This is a genomic window from Vibrio sp. MarTm2 (genome assembly GCF_027587055.1).
Taxonomy (GTDB): Bacteria; Pseudomonadota; Gammaproteobacteria; order Enterobacterales; family Vibrionaceae; genus Vibrio; species Vibrio sinaloensis_D.
Map to the genome: position 1 here is coordinate 403,249 of NZ_JAPPTK010000003.1, position 13,406 is coordinate 416,654.

A 13,406-nucleotide genomic window follows, 5' to 3' on the forward strand; every position below is an offset into this window, starting at 1 on the left:
TGATGGAAAGCGAGTTAGAAAACGCCATTTTCGTTGGCGATATCCCCGCCGCTAAACAGTGCGTACATACGCATTGAAAAGTCCAATGCTTGGATTGCGTCCCAATGCTCTACGATACGTCCATCTTCTAGTCGCCACGTATCGATAATGTTCATTCCTTTTTGATCGTTGCCTCGGTCTTCTTTTTCAAGTGTGGCGTGAGAGTGGAATATAACGTAGTCACCATCCACATATATGTGCTTCACGTCATAGCTGTATTCTGGGTAGTCCTCAACAAACTCTTGCAAAAATCCCACTAGCCCTGTGACTTTGTCTGGAAGGTTTCGATTGTGCTGTACATAGGCACTATCGTTGTAGTGCTCTAATACATATTCAAAGTCATGGTTGTTCATTAGGTGCTGAACAAAATCGGTGATGATGCGAGCATTCTCGCGCTCTTGTTCTGTCCAACTCGATTTACTTAGAGAGGTCAGGTCAATGTGCTGTGTCTGTTTTTGTTGAGCGAAGCTTGCGGCACTCACGGTAAGAAGAAGTACGGTAATAATGGATTTTAACATGGTGTTCCCTTAGTATTAATTCATTGGTTAGGTATACATTGATAACTATGGTAATTAATAGTAACCTGCTGCGCAAGAAGGCACCAAAATGTGCGGTAGGCACTTTTTGGTAACCATGAAATACAGTTTTAACGACAACAAAGGGTGGGATATGGCCGCGCGTGACAAAGTCGAAAGACGCAGATTTTACAATAATGAAGATTGCCCTGTGCGCAATGTTGTCGCTCAGATCGGCGATAAATGGTCAATGCTCATACTGTTTGCATTGGTGGATGGTCCAGATAGATTTAATGCGCTCAAATCGCGTATTGAAGGGATTTCACAGCGAATGTTGACTCAAACGCTGCGAGATTTGGAGCGTGAAGGGTACGTGTTAAGAACCGTATATCCTGAAGTACCCGTTAAAGTTGAGTATTGCCTGACGGAAATGGGCAGTGATTTAGTTAAGCCCCTCTATCAGCTAGTCAGTTGGGCTGATGACCACCAAAGTGATATCAGAGCTGCACGTCAGGCGTATGATGAACGAAATGGCTAGGTTGCAACGCCGTTCGTTTTGAGCGTTACTTCCATCCTTGTTGCCATTTGCTGCTGTCTTTGAGCTCTCTCCAGTTTATTTCGTACTCGTTTTTCGACATGACCGATTCTAAGACGCAGCGACTAACGCTGCCGTCTTCGTCGAACTCAACCTCGGAAATTAAAAAGTGTTTCTCTTTTCGTTGTGGCTTTACTGCTGTCCACTTGCTGTGATGGAGCTTAGCGGGATTGATACGATGCATAGTGACCTGACCTAATGAAATTTAACGGGTTTTACGAACGAGCCATCATTTAGTTCAGATAGAAAAAAACCAGCGACGTGTGTCGCTGGTTTTTTGTTTCTTGAGAAGTGAGCGGGTTATGCTTCTTGGCGTTTTAGATGCACTTCTTCTTCCTCGACACCGGCCATTGGATCGTTGAAACGCTCTTCGTTCAACGCACCTTCTGACTTAGCAACAATCACAGTTACTGCGCTATCACCGGTAATGTTTACCGCGGTACGAATCATATCCAATAGGCGGTCAACACCCATGATAAGCGCGATGCCTTCTAGCGGCAGACCCACTTGGTTCAACACCATGGCCAACATCACTAGACCAACACCAGGAACACCTGCTGTACCGATAGACGCCAATGTTGCTGTTAGGATAACCATCAGGTAGTCACCCATAGTGAGATCAATGTTGAACGCTTGAGCAATGAAGGCTGTCGCCACACCTTGCATGATAGCCGTACCATCCATATTCACTGTCGCCCCTAGTGGCACGGTGAATGAAGATATGCGGTTGTCTACGCCCATACGGTTCTTCGCTGTTTCCATCGTCACTGGAATCGTAGCGTTAGATGATGCGGTCGAAAACGCGAACATAATCGCATCTTCCATCTTCTTCAAGAAGGTGATTGGGCTAAGACCAGTGAAGCCTTTTAGCATCACGCTGTAGGTCACGAGACCATGAAGAACCAAGGTTCCTGCTAGTACCAAGAAGTACTCTGCTAGGTTGACGATGGCGCTAAGACCAAGGCCGGTAAACAGCTTCGCCATGAGGAAGAACACGCCAAATGGGGCTAGGTTCATCAAAATAGCAACCAACTTCATGATGACTTCGTTTAAGTCAGAGAAGAACGCGGCGATACGCTCACCTGGTTTACCCGCGGCACTGATCGCGATACCAAACAAGACCGCAAACACGATAACTTGAAGGGTTTTGCCTTCAGCCATCGCGCTGATTGGGTTGGTTGGGAACATATCGATGATGACTTGGCCCAGCGACGGTGCTTCCGCCGATTTGAATGAGCTTGCTGCAGTTAGATCAGCGCCTGCGCCTGGTTGGAACAGATTGCCCATGGTCAGTGCTAGCGTGATAGCAACAGCCGTTGTTGTGACGTAAAACGCGAGAGTTTTACCGCCCATTCGACCAAGTGTAGAAAGATCTTTTAGAGAGCTTGTACCGCAGACTAGTGAAACAAACACCAGTGGTACAACAAGCATTTTTAAGCTGGCAACAAATATTTGCCCACCAACTTCAAACAGTCCATTGACGATGTATGTGTCGACAAATCCGTTGTCGGCAAAGAGGGTGCGAATTGCAAATCCTGTCAAGATACCCGCGACCATACCCAGAATTACTCGAGCTGTCAGCGACATCGGTTTCTTGGTATTCATAGTGAACACTCCTTATAGTTATGCACCTTGAGATCACTTCAAGGCGAGCAGGAGGTTATCAGGCGAGTCGACAATTCAGAAATCAAAAAAGCGTTATCGATTTATAGATGTGATCTGGGTCACTGTCATTTTGTGGTATTTAACAGTTTGATAACGGTATTGTTCAATTTATTGTTCTGATTTCTATTATATTTAACATGTAAAATGCTGCTCATTAATACTTTGTTACTTCTCATTACTTGAGAAAGTGAGTGCATATAACGATGTCATTCGACCCAAAGTGCATATATAGTCAGGCGTTATGCAATTGGCTTTGGCATTTTTATTAATGGGTTTCCCCGTATAGCAGTGCGCTAGGTTTACGGTTTTATCTTGTGCGCTTGAATCCCCAACTTGCTCATGGTGTTTTTATCGACTTGCTGTGCATAGTTTGCGAGTGATTGAAAATCCTGACTCGACCATGAAGACTTGGTTCGGATAGCACTTGGCAGTTTATCAAACGCGTTTTCTTCGTCTGCCGCGATGAAGCTGACGGAGAGCCACTGCTCTATGGGCTGGTTATTGTCAAAGGTCCCACTCAACTGCAGACGGTGAGTGGTCGTTGGATAATGGGGCATCAAGGACAAGGACAAATGGTAGTCACGATAGATAAGTGCCCACTTGTTTGGCAGGCGTTTGCTGCTGTCCCACCAAATGCCGTCGAGTTGTTGGATTTTCTCCTTGGTGACCGATTTCGTTGCCGCGTTGAGCTCGGATAACGCCGTTTCAAGCGCGTGGTCCATGGCCGCTGAAAACTGCTTGGTGTTTAGCGTTGGGGTCGCGATTAATATCTGTTTCGCGAGATGGGCGCCAAGCATGTTGGAGTACAAATCTTCCGATGAGAAAGCCGAAGCGAGCTCATCAAAACCACCGACAGAAACCATACCAAACCATTGAGCAATTTCGTGCCATTGCGCTAAGCGAAAGGCGGTCAACGCGGCGGCCTCGGCGCTGTAGGTGATTTTCTGCTCTTTACTCAGTGGCTGAGTTTGCGGGTGCCAAGTTACGCGGCGAAGTCTCAATTCTGCAGGTAAGTCGATGTGATGAGACGTACCCAAATAGCCTTGGTTGAGCTGGAAAATGTAGTAAGTGTAGTCAGCTGTATCACGAACATGTGCCGTGTCGATAAAACCGCCCTGCTTGGTAAACACAAGCCCGTTGGTTTCATCTGCGAGCCCGAGCAAACTGCCGGAGATAGAAGCACTGCCATCATTGTAGTGATGGTCGCCAACACTGCCTTTATCGACGACATTCTCCAAGGAGAAGAATGGCACTGGCACGCTACCAAGTTGAGCTTTGAGATCCACGCCGAATGCGCAGCACGGTCGAACACCGACAGGCGCGTTAAGCTCGTTTGCGTGAACGTTAAGCCCCATGACCGCAATCACGGCAAGGAGGATAATTTTTAATCTTCCCATGTCTAAAATGCCTCATTGACTTGAAAATAAAATCCGCTGCTCTCTTTGCCAACACCTAAATCAATACGGACGTTAATTTTGGCTTTGAACGCAAATCGATAGCCGACGCCAATAGACGGCAACCAGCGTTCTTCAAACAGGGCTTGATAGCTCGGCGCCACATTTCCTGCCCCCAACCAAGCAACCATACCGTGTCGACCCGTCAGTGTTCGGCGCAGCTCGATTTGCGTCGACAACTGATGCTTGTCGCGATATTGCCCTTGGTAATAGCCACGCATACGTTTGTCGTCGCCAAGCTGGGCATAGTCAAACCAAGGGGCGTCGCCAAAAATGGATTGTGAATAGACTTCCATTGCCAACACGGTGTTGGCGTCGAATTGAGCGTAGTGCCTTGCATTGATGGTGAGGTGATCGTAGCTCTGCTCGCTGCCAACGACGCCACGGTTAGCTATCCATTCAATATCGATAAACTGTCCGCGACTTGGGTTTGGTTCAAAGTCTCGGCTGTCAAACTCCATCCCCAGCACAACCCCGCTACTGGTGGCGTCTTCAAGGCCGTGTGCCAGCGGTTTATTGTCCACCTCTTCCATATGACGATAAGAGTGCCATTTGAATCCTGCCTTGACGTAAACATGATCTGCGACTTCTAAAGCCAACTTAGGGTTAATCAGTAACTTTTGACCTTGATACGGGGTTTTGTTGGCATTGTCCTGCGCTGATTGCTTGCCGACTCCCCAATAATAACCGGGCTCGTGACTGATCCAGGCTTCACCAAGCAGTCGCAGCGAGTCTTGTTGCAAGTATGTTCGATTGTTAATGCCCAGCCCGTATGAACCAGACGTAGAGCCGTATGACGTCACAGTTAACGTTGAATAGGGAACACCGGTTTGCCAATCCATGGGGCGATAAAGTCCGACGGCGGCCACACCAATACCCAGCCCTTGCTCAGGGTTGACGAATGGACCGGGCAGCACGCCCCAATCGATAGGCTTAGTGTGATCGACCGTTTCACTAGAGCCTAATTGAGTAAGCAGCGTGTCTATCCAATCGTTGTCTTCCTCGTTCGCTAGGCTGGCTGGTACAAACAGTAACGCCGCAATTGCAAGGGTAAGGTTTGCTTTCATATCGCCTCCTAGAATCGGCGATCCAGTGAGAGGAACACGCTTTGCCGTTCACCAAAGCCTGCTTCACCCAAAACGTACCAGTTGGGAGACAGTTGATATTGAAAGCCTGCCAATGTATTCCAAGGAGAGGTTAAATGCTGTTTGACTTCGAATTGGCCTTGTAGACCGCTGAAGTTGCCACCGAGATCCGCGATCGAGCCAGTTAAGTATTGTTCGACATTTTGGTACATGCCGCCCACCCAAACGCGCAGTGGAACACCCATGTTGTGGAAGTCATAACCGATACGAGGTGAGACCACTATGGCGTCGATGGTGCCGTCGACAACCGTCAATGTGGTTTGGGTATAGCTTGCATCAACCAGTGAAAACCAGTTGTCTATTCCGCCCGCAAGGACCATCCCAGCGCCAAAGGTATAGCCGTCGAGATCCAATCGGAAGTCATTAATCTTGGTATTGAGCAAAGGCTTCTCGGTGTTTTTTATTCCCACCGAGACGTTCACATCCGTTTCAGAATAGCCGTCTAACTTCCCCGCCAATGCATACAGGTTAAGGAATGGGAATAGCCAGACATCCGCCCGGAGAGTGACGACGTTGGTCACCTGTTTTCCCGGCTCGGCTTCCATTTGGATATCCGCGTACTTGTCGATCAGCTTGTCGAGCAGGGGGCGGCCCACCTTTAAATTGTTTAAGCCGATGGAGTCAACGTTGATGCCTTGTTGCATCCCCATGTAACTGAGATTGAAACCAATAGGCTTTGGTAGCTCATAGCCTAGAGCCTGTACTTGCTCTTTCCAAATAGGAAGCGAAATCGAGTCAGCGAAAGCGTAAGAAGAGAATAGGCTGCAAGCAGTAAGAAGAAAGAAGCTGTGTTTCATAGTGTACGTCAATGCGTGTAACGAGGACTCTGCGGGTCAGACCCGTGCTTATACGTGAGCCGTTACGAAGTAATCAAGCCGCCAAAACCGTGTCTGGGCGATCCTAGGTGAGCCAGCAAGGCGCCGACTCGATAAAAAGTGAGCGCATCATACTCCTCAAATCAAAAAAGTAAACTTTAAAGTATACTTTTAGTTGTTCTCGCTTATAATCCGCGCTCTTTGAGCTGAAGATGGAAGAATCTGCCCATGAAATTGTCCGATAGAAAGCGACTCGCATTGATTGAAAGTGCGCAGGCGGAATTTATCGAATTTGGCTACGCTGCCGCGAACATGGATCGTCTTTGCGAACGCGCTCAAACGTCGAAACGAACCCTTTATCGGCATTTTTCGAGTAAGGAAGTGCTGTTCTTTGCAGCGGTCAAATCGGCGCTCACGGCCCGTGATGACGCGTTGGCGCTAATCTACACCCCGTCGATTTCTGTGGAGCAACAACTTGCTGACTATCTCTTACAAAAGCTGGACTTCCTCTACCATGATTTTGGTATGCCATTGGCAAAGATGGTGATAGGCGAATTTATTCGAGCGCCAGAATTGTCGGAGAAGTATCTTCATCAACTGCAAAACCACGACGATAAGCTCGAGCAGTGGTTTGCCGATGCTATCGAAGATCGCAAACTCAAAATGCAAGATCCAGCCCAGATGAGCAGTATGCTAATGTGCTTATTGAACGGGAATTTCATGTGGCCTCAGTTGGTCGCGAGCCAAGAGATTCCGTCTCGTGAACGCAGAAGACAGATCATTGCGGATATTGTACAGCTGTTTCTCGATGGTTATCGCTGTCATTAACTCCGCCAAGATAAGGAAAAAGTGATGATTAAAACTACAACTTCAGTCGTGGAAGGAAAGCCTGTACAAGATTATTTGGGCGTGGTTGTTGGCGAAGCCATCTTGGGCGCGAACATTTTTAAAGACATGTTTGGTGCCATTCGTGATGTGGTTGGCGGACGTTCAGGTGCGTATGAGCGGGAAATGGGCCGCGCACGTGAAATAGCGTTCCAAGAAATGGAAGAGCAGGCTCGCTCAATGGGTGCGGACGGCATTGTCGGTATCGATATCGATTATGAAGTGATTGGCAGTGGCGGCAGTATGATGATGGTCAGTGTCAGTGGTACTGCGGTGAAATTTAAGGTCTAATACCGCAATCAATGTGAAGCTAGGAACAGAACTATGAAAATTTGGGTTGATGCGGATGCGTGTCCTGTTGTGGTAAGAGATATTCTATTTCGAGCTTCTGAGCGAACCGGTGTGGAGGTGACCTTAGTGGCGAATCAGTTTATCCGCACACCAGCCTCACCAAAAGTAACCATGCTTCAAGTTCAGGCTGGCTTTGACGTGGCGGACAACGAAATTGTGAAGCGGTGTGAGCCGGGTGATTTGGTGATCACCAGCGATATCCCACTGGCGGATGAAGTCATCACCAAAGGTGGCCACGCGTTAAGTTCTCGTGGCGAGATGTTCACCAAAGAGAACATCAAATCACGGCTCAACATCCGAGACTTTATGGAAACCATGCGCAGCAGTGGCATTCAAACTGGTGGCCCAGCACCGTTAAGCCAAGCGGATCGCCAGCAATTTGCCAATCATTTGGATAAGTGGTTAGTGCAGTGGCAAAGAGCCCAAAAGTAACGAAGATAATAACGAAAGGACGCACAGCGTCCTTTTTCTTTATCGCTGTATTAGCCTCAATAATCAGTCTATTCTGAACTCAATTTACAATGTAAAGCGCTGGCTAGCCGGCTTTATAAAGCAATCGCTTACGTCCCTTACAAAATTCAACTTTATAAATGTCCTCGCTTACATGGTCTTACAGTGTAAGGGGGAATTTATTGATATTATTATCCGCGTTGATACTTTGCCTCACCGAGAATTGCTGAGACATGAAAACAGTTGATGTTCCAATAGGAGCTAGATAGCTGGAGAAATGTGGATTTGATTCAGGTAGCGCGATTATTGTTCAAAATGTAATTTACCGTTGGTAACTTCTCTTTGTGGGCAAGGATGCCCCAAGATTTTATGGAACTTGGAATCCGTTTGAGTGTTTAGCTCAATGGCCGATTGACTATTCTGTCAGTCAATCGGCCATGATTTTTCTCTTCTTTGTTTATTCTACTGTTAACGCAACATAGTTGGTCACAAACGGCTGAATGGTTATTTCGTTAGCCACGTAGTAGCTGTCACCCGTTCCTTTTGACTTCATCTTGAAATAGTACGTACCTGAAGCAATAGAGATATCTTTGTTGTAATTGGTGTTAAATGTGATCGGTTTTTCGACTAGCCAGCCCTCTTTTGTCACTTCAAAGATAAAGCCCTCACAGCCGATAGAGCCGATACGCGGATGAACACAGCTCTCTAAGACAAGCTCTGTTTTTGATTTTGGGTTCTTTTCGGTTCTCGTGAGCTCAATGTTGCCGTAGTTTTTCTTCAAGCGTGTTGCTTGTGTGGTGTACATGCTCTCTTTCTCGACACTGTAGCTCTTACCGTTTTTGACGACGGTACCGTTACTGCTGCTGACGGAGCCCAAGACTCCGTTGATTGCGCCATTGACGCCGTCGCTGACGGCATCATTGATATCGTTACTTGAACAGCCTGCGAGTGTCAGTGTGGTTGCAAATGCCAACGCGAAGTGTTTCATGAAATTATCCTTATTTGATAGGCGTTTACCAACAAGCAGAAACAGTGAAATCACCATTTAGCTCGGTCGGTTGACTTACTTTTACTATTATTTTTAGGAATGTTTTGATGGGTATTTATAAAATAGAGCGCGATTAAAATCTCACCGGATAGCAAGAAGTTTGAGATTGATTCTGATTATTAGATTCTGTCTCAATTATAAGAGCGGTTATCATTGAGATACGAGTCTGCATACGTTTAAACGGACCAAATACACAATCGGCATTTGGTCCGGTGCTGTTAGATAGCGAGTGTGGCCTGTTTAAGCCAGCGTTTTTCATCCTCGTTCAGGTCAACGCTGAGCTGTTGCCAGCAGCGTTGGTGGTATTGATTGAGCCAAGCGATTTCGCTGCTATCGAGCATGGATTTATCAATCATGTTTGTCGCGATTGGGGCAAGGGTTATGGTCTCGAATCCATAGAAGCTGCCAAATTCATTCTGTTCGACCTCAACCACCTTCATGATGTTTTCTATGCGAACGCCGTGCTCGCCTTGACGATAAACGCCGGGTTCGTTGGTGATGACCATGCCGGGTTTTAAGGGGACTTCTGCGGGATTTTGCGAGAAGTTTTGCGGACCTTCGTGCACGTTTAAGCACATCCCGACACCGTGGCCAGTTCCACATTTGTAATCAATGCCGTGTTGCCAGAGTACGCCGCGAGCCATGATATCGAGGTTCGCGCCTGTTGAGCCTTGCAAAAATCGAGTCTGCGTTAAGCGGATCGCTGCTTTAAGAACCAAGGTATAGTCGTGCTTTTCACGGTGGCTAGGTGAGCCAAAGTGGAATGTTCGGGTGATGTCTGTGGTTCCGCCGAGGTACTGGCCGCCAGAATCGACCAATAAGAAACTCGACTCGTCTATGGAATAGCTGCTCTCACCGTCGGCAGCATAGTGCATTTTGGCGCCGTGCTCGGCAAAGCCAGCAATGGTGCGAAAACTCTCGCCAACATAGTCGTCTATCTGTTTCCTGTACCCCATTAACGCTTGCTCGGCGTTGAGTTCGGTGACTTGGCCGCTTGGCACTTGCTCATCGAGCCATTTCATGAACTTCACCATGGCGACGCCATCTTTGCGTAGCGTCTCTTCCATACTCTCTAGTTCTGTAGGGTTCTTCTGCGCCATTATTTAGAGTGATCTCCTGTTTGTCCGCGAGCTGCGTTCCAGCAGGATAAGGTTTGGCTAGGGCACTTCCTGTTATTAGAGCGGTTGCGATCGCACTCAGTGCGAGTAGTTTTTTAGCTTTCATAGCTTCCTCGTTATGTCCTTATCGGAGTGGCCCCTTAGGTGGTATTTGAGTGGGATGATAGTGCGTTCAAACGGCATGAACCACTGGCACAAATAACTAAGGGGATAAGAGAAATGTATATTGTATAAAACTATGCAACAAACACTAGTTAACATCTTTTTAACAAGGTGGCAGAAACAGAGACTGCTGGTCTTAGAAAGTGAAGCTGAATAAAAAATGAGCAAAAAATCTTTTTGCTCATTTAAGTGTGAGCAGATTATTGGCGGCGAAATCGAGCGGAGACTTCTTTGAGTAATTCTCCAGTAATTTCTGGCAGCGTATCAGCAAAAAATATCTGTTGACCGGGAACACTGCGCAGCATCACGTTAGTCAACTCACCCGTCTCATTTGCGCAGTTGGCTGCATGCATTTCACTGATCTTCTGATCGATCTCCTGCTCAAGTTTCAGCCTCTGTTCGGCGGTGAGGCGAACCCGAGCCTGACACACTTGAGAGACGGTATCGTCTGCCATTGAGATCTGTTCGAATCGTCGTTTAAACAATGTATCGAGCTCTGTACCTTCTTCCATAATAAAGCGGCGACCCGAACGGTAGAAGATTTTGTCTCCGTGGTTCTCCATGTAGCCGAGGATCTCAGCAATGCTGAGGTAAAAGCGTAGGCTGGTATCCGACAGTTGGTACTCTTGCGCGATCTCTTTTGGAGACCGATTGCAGGAGGTCACTAAGTAGATGAAATCCAACAGGTAAGGGTATTCGACAAATAGCGCGTTTTGTTCATCGGACAAAAATTGCTCGTTGTCTCTTTGGATTTGAATGGCGAGCGTCGACAACTCCACTAAGTTGGTGTTGAGGTGCGTGGTGTACATCAGTATTTTGTCGAGACCCAATGCAGGGTTGTGTAAGTGTCGCTTGATTGTTGACAGCGGCACGCCGGTTTTATCGGAAAGTGCGCAGTAGCAAAGCCCTTCATCACGAATCTTTTGCCGAATGGCTGCAAGCAAAAAATCTGGACCAATGTGCATAGTGGGTACTCACTTATTCCATGTGGGTTTTGTCTTTTTATGTTCAGCTTTGACGCTCTAGCAGCAGATCGCGAATGGCTGCGCCCGCTTCAAGGATATGTTTTTTCAGCATGTATTTTGCGCCCTCTATATCGCGATTTTGGCACATCTCGAGTAGAGCCTTGTGCTCTTTATCGGCTTTGGCTGTTCCCTCGGTAAACAGCAATTGCATACGGATATAGCGGTCGCATTTGGTGTTTAAGTTGTAAATAACACCCATGGTCTCTGGCATGTTGGCAGGGGCATAGAGGGCTTTATGCAGCTCGTAGTTGTAATTGCTCCACTCTTCAACTTCATCGCCACGGTTGACCAAATCATCAAACTTAGCGCGAATCTCATTGGCACGCGCCAGGTCCTCATCGGTCATGTTTTGAATCGCACGCTCGAGGATGTGGCATTCGACAACGGCTCTTAGCTCAAACAGTTCGTCGATCTTGTCTGGAGAAAGCTCAGTCACAGTCGCCCCTTTGTGGGCTTCGAAGCTGACGAGTCCTTGCGCTTCAAGCTGCATTAAGGCTTCACGAACGGGAATTCGGCTGACATTGAACTCTTTGGCTAAGGCATCTTGGCGCAGAGGCTGGCCAGTTTTTAACTCACCTTTGAGAATTTTGCTGCGAATGGCTTCTTCAATTAACTGCGTTCAAGTTTTAAAAACGGGTTTTTGCGACATCCCAGTCTCCGGTATATCTAAATTACAATAAATTGTATTCAATATACTATTGGTGATTGGGATTGCGACTTTCCGCTTTTAACTCGCCCCGTTTTTGGGGGATAGGTCAATTGTTTGCTGCTTGCGTCTCTCACCGAAGAGTGAAGGAGTTGCGGTTTACGGCCGTAGCGACTCACTATCTGTGATGAGAGTCAAACTTATTTACGCAAATAAGTGTGTTTCTTGAATGTTATGAGAAATCAGCCGTTAATCTTTTCACAATTAAAGAATACGGAAACTGGCAGCTATTATGTTAGTCCTGAAAATGCAATTTGAGAAACAGGTACTATATGGGTGATGTTTCGTTAGACATTAGAACGTTGAACTTTATCACGATCCTTTTTTCGGTCATTTATAGCGTGGGGCTGCTTTTATTTCAGGCGACTCAAAAGCCAATAAAAGGGTTATCGCTATTTTCTCTGTCGATTTTGATTATTGGTAGTGGACCTTTTCTTATCAGCTTTAGAGGTGAGATACCGGAGTTATACAGTGTCATTGGAGCAAACTTACTCATCGCATTAGGATTCTATTTTACGCTCTATAGTCTGTCTTTGTTCCGAGAGGCCAACCTGATTTACTCTCGCATTACAGCGGCGCTTATTCCTTTTTACCTGCTAGGGTTCATTTACTTCACTTACTATGAGCCTTCTATCAATAGCCGAGTTGTGATCAGTTGTGCGTATTTGTCTTTTGCTACGCTGAGCACTGCACTGGTGACCTTGAATGGCCGCAAAGAAGATTTATCGCTTGCTACCCGGATGATGGCGATGTCCTTTTTCTCATTTGGTTGTTTTATGCTAGTGAGAGTTTTCGTTACGCTGATTGACACAGAAATCTTGAATTTTATGGATGCCGCGTTTGTGCACCAACTGGCATTTCTCTTTAGTATTTTCTTAATTGTGTCCATGAGCTTTTCGATGTTGTGGCTGATTAATGCTCGTTTGCTTCGATCTATTCATGTCCTCTCCTACGAAGACCCACTCACCGAGTTGAACAATCGCAGAGCTTTGGATGAGGCGATGTTAGAGATAGAAACTCAAGTTGAGCAAACACCTGTGAGCATCATCATCTGCGATATTGATAATTTCAAATCAATCAATGATCAGTTCGGTCACCTCGTTGGCGATGAGGTTGTTAAGTCTGTTGCCAGAATCACGTTAGACTGGTTGGCCCCGCAGTCCAAAGCTTTTCGACTTGGGGGGGATGAAATACTGGTGATTCTTCCGTGTGTTGATTTAGAAGGCGCAAGAGGATGTGCCGAGAAAATCCGCCAATCGGTTTCCCAACTGACGCTGCCAAATCATGAAGCGTTGCGTATAACGGCCAGTTTTGGCATTGCCGAACTCTCGATAAATGAACACTGGCAAGACGGTGTCGAGCGAGCTGACAAAGCGCTATACAACTCTAAACAAAATGGCCGCAACATAGTGTCTGCTTCAGATTAGTCGATC

General features: G+C 46.8%; 14 protein-coding genes and 1 pseudogene. 5 read left to right on the top strand and 10 right to left on the bottom strand.

Translation table 11 applies throughout. The features are described from left to right. Window positions 1-14: 14 nt before the first annotated feature. Entirely contained in the window at window positions 15-557 is a 543-nt protein-coding gene (locus OH458_RS09480) for a nuclear transport factor 2 family protein (protein ID WP_269978134.1), read from the bottom strand. A 115-nt stretch (window positions 558-672) separates the two neighbouring features. On the opposite strand from OH458_RS09480, the gene OH458_RS09485 reads away from it, so the two are divergent. Beyond that, entirely contained in the window at window positions 673-1,092 is a 420-nt protein-coding gene (locus OH458_RS09485; RefSeq protein ID WP_005469835.1) for a winged helix-turn-helix transcriptional regulator, read from the top strand. Window positions 1,093-1,117: 25 nt separating this feature from the next. Here the strand turns inward: OH458_RS09485 and OH458_RS09490 are convergent, their stop codons facing one another. From OH458_RS09490 to OH458_RS09510, 5 genes are all read right to left on the bottom strand, one after another. Next, the gene (locus tag OH458_RS09490; RefSeq protein ID WP_269978135.1) at window positions 1,118-1,333 is read right to left on the bottom strand and encodes a TIGR02450 family Trp-rich protein; all 216 of its coding nucleotides are present in this window, start codon (window positions 1,331-1,333) and stop codon (window positions 1,118-1,120) included. A gap of 116 nt (window positions 1,334-1,449) precedes the next feature. Continuing rightward, complete coding sequence (locus OH458_RS09495; RefSeq protein ID WP_269978136.1) at window positions 1,450-2,754, bottom strand: dicarboxylate/amino acid:cation symporter; 1,305 nt, start codon at window positions 2,752-2,754, stop codon at window positions 1,450-1,452. 359 nt (window positions 2,755-3,113) lie between these two features. Then, complete coding sequence (locus OH458_RS09500) at window positions 3,114-4,211, bottom strand: DUF4056 domain-containing protein (protein ID WP_269978137.1); 1,098 nt, start codon at window positions 4,209-4,211, stop codon at window positions 3,114-3,116. 2 nt (window positions 4,212-4,213) lie between these two features. Then, on the bottom strand, window positions 4,214-5,335 hold the full coding sequence (locus tag OH458_RS09505; RefSeq protein ID WP_269978138.1) for a BamA/TamA family outer membrane protein: 1,122 nt from the start codon (window positions 5,333-5,335) through the stop codon (window positions 4,214-4,216). A gap of 8 nt (window positions 5,336-5,343) precedes the next feature. Continuing rightward, a complete protein-coding gene (locus OH458_RS09510) occupies window positions 5,344-6,210 on the bottom strand; it encodes a TonB-dependent receptor (protein ID WP_269978139.1) in 867 nt (288 codons plus the stop codon). 246 nt (window positions 6,211-6,456) lie between these two features. On the opposite strand from OH458_RS09510, the gene OH458_RS09515 reads away from it, so the two are divergent. From OH458_RS09515 to OH458_RS09525, 3 genes are read left to right on the top strand one after another with little or no spacing between them, the layout of a single operon-like run. After that, window positions 6,457-7,056: a TetR/AcrR family transcriptional regulator gene (locus OH458_RS09515; RefSeq protein ID WP_269978140.1), complete on the top strand. Its 600-nt coding sequence runs from the start codon at window positions 6,457-6,459 to the stop codon at window positions 7,054-7,056. Window positions 7,057-7,080: 24 nt separating this feature from the next. Next, complete coding sequence (locus tag OH458_RS09520) at window positions 7,081-7,404, top strand: heavy metal-binding domain-containing protein (protein WP_038135923.1); 324 nt, start codon at window positions 7,081-7,083, stop codon at window positions 7,402-7,404. Between the two features lie 33 nt (window positions 7,405-7,437). Next, entirely contained in the window at window positions 7,438-7,896 is a 459-nt protein-coding gene (locus OH458_RS09525; protein WP_038212413.1) for a YaiI/YqxD family protein, read from the top strand. Window positions 7,897-8,371: 475 nt separating this feature from the next. On the opposite strand, the gene OH458_RS09530 is transcribed toward OH458_RS09525, so the two are convergent. The 4 genes and pseudogenes from OH458_RS09530 to OH458_RS09545 all read right to left on the bottom strand — a co-directional run bounded on the left by OH458_RS09530 (window position 8,372) and on the right by OH458_RS09545 (window position 11,877). Next, on the bottom strand, window positions 8,372-8,902 hold the full coding sequence (locus OH458_RS09530; protein ID WP_038212416.1) for a hypothetical protein: 531 nt from the start codon (window positions 8,900-8,902) through the stop codon (window positions 8,372-8,374). Between the two features lie 278 nt (window positions 8,903-9,180). Further along, a pseudogene (locus OH458_RS09535) lies at window positions 9,181-10,059 on the bottom strand (M24B family metallopeptidase); the annotation flags it as partial. Window positions 10,060-10,442: 383 nt separating this feature from the next. Further along, window positions 10,443-11,207, bottom strand: a complete 765-nt coding sequence (locus OH458_RS09540; protein WP_269978141.1) for a transcriptional regulator — start codon at window positions 11,205-11,207, stop codon at window positions 10,443-10,445. A 43-nt stretch (window positions 11,208-11,250) separates the two neighbouring features. Next, the gene (locus tag OH458_RS09545; RefSeq protein WP_269978274.1) at window positions 11,251-11,877 is read right to left on the bottom strand and encodes a GntR family transcriptional regulator; all 627 of its coding nucleotides are present in this window, start codon (window positions 11,875-11,877) and stop codon (window positions 11,251-11,253) included. Between the two features lie 368 nt (window positions 11,878-12,245). Between OH458_RS09545 and OH458_RS09550 the strand changes: the two genes are divergently transcribed. After that, complete coding sequence (locus OH458_RS09550) at window positions 12,246-13,400, top strand: GGDEF domain-containing protein (RefSeq protein WP_269978142.1); 1,155 nt, start codon at window positions 12,246-12,248, stop codon at window positions 13,398-13,400. Window positions 13,401-13,406 lie beyond the last annotated feature (6 nt).

Excerpts from the sequence above, each read along its gene's own strand:
- OH458_RS09480 (WP_269978134.1), bottom strand. The coding sequence starts at position 557 with ATGTTAAAATCCATTATTACCGTACTTCTTCTTACCGTGAGTGCCGCA.
- OH458_RS09485 (WP_005469835.1), top strand. The coding sequence starts at position 673 with ATGAAATACAGTTTTAACGACAACAAAGGGTGGGATATGGCCGCGCGT.
- OH458_RS09490 (WP_269978135.1), bottom strand. The coding sequence starts at position 1,333 with ATGCATCGTATCAATCCCGCTAAGCTCCATCACAGCAAGTGGACAGCA.
- OH458_RS09495 (WP_269978136.1), bottom strand. The coding sequence starts at position 2,754 with ATGAATACCAAGAAACCGATGTCGCTGACAGCTCGAGTAATTCTGGGT.
- OH458_RS09500 (WP_269978137.1), bottom strand. The coding sequence starts at position 4,211 with ATGGGAAGATTAAAAATTATCCTCCTTGCCGTGATTGCGGTCATGGGG.
- OH458_RS09505 (WP_269978138.1), bottom strand. The coding sequence starts at position 5,335 with ATGAAAGCAAACCTTACCCTTGCAATTGCGGCGTTACTGTTTGTACCA.
- OH458_RS09510 (WP_269978139.1), bottom strand. The coding sequence starts at position 6,210 with ATGAAACACAGCTTCTTTCTTCTTACTGCTTGCAGCCTATTCTCTTCT.
- OH458_RS09515 (WP_269978140.1), top strand. The coding sequence starts at position 6,457 with ATGAAATTGTCCGATAGAAAGCGACTCGCATTGATTGAAAGTGCGCAG.
- OH458_RS09520 (WP_038135923.1), top strand. The coding sequence starts at position 7,081 with ATGATTAAAACTACAACTTCAGTCGTGGAAGGAAAGCCTGTACAAGAT.
- OH458_RS09525 (WP_038212413.1), top strand. The coding sequence starts at position 7,438 with ATGAAAATTTGGGTTGATGCGGATGCGTGTCCTGTTGTGGTAAGAGAT.
- OH458_RS09530 (WP_038212416.1), bottom strand. The coding sequence starts at position 8,902 with ATGAAACACTTCGCGTTGGCATTTGCAACCACACTGACACTCGCAGGC.
- OH458_RS09540 (WP_269978141.1), bottom strand. The coding sequence starts at position 11,207 with ATGCACATTGGTCCAGATTTTTTGCTTGCAGCCATTCGGCAAAAGATT.
- OH458_RS09550 (WP_269978142.1), top strand. The coding sequence starts at position 12,246 with ATGGGTGATGTTTCGTTAGACATTAGAACGTTGAACTTTATCACGATC.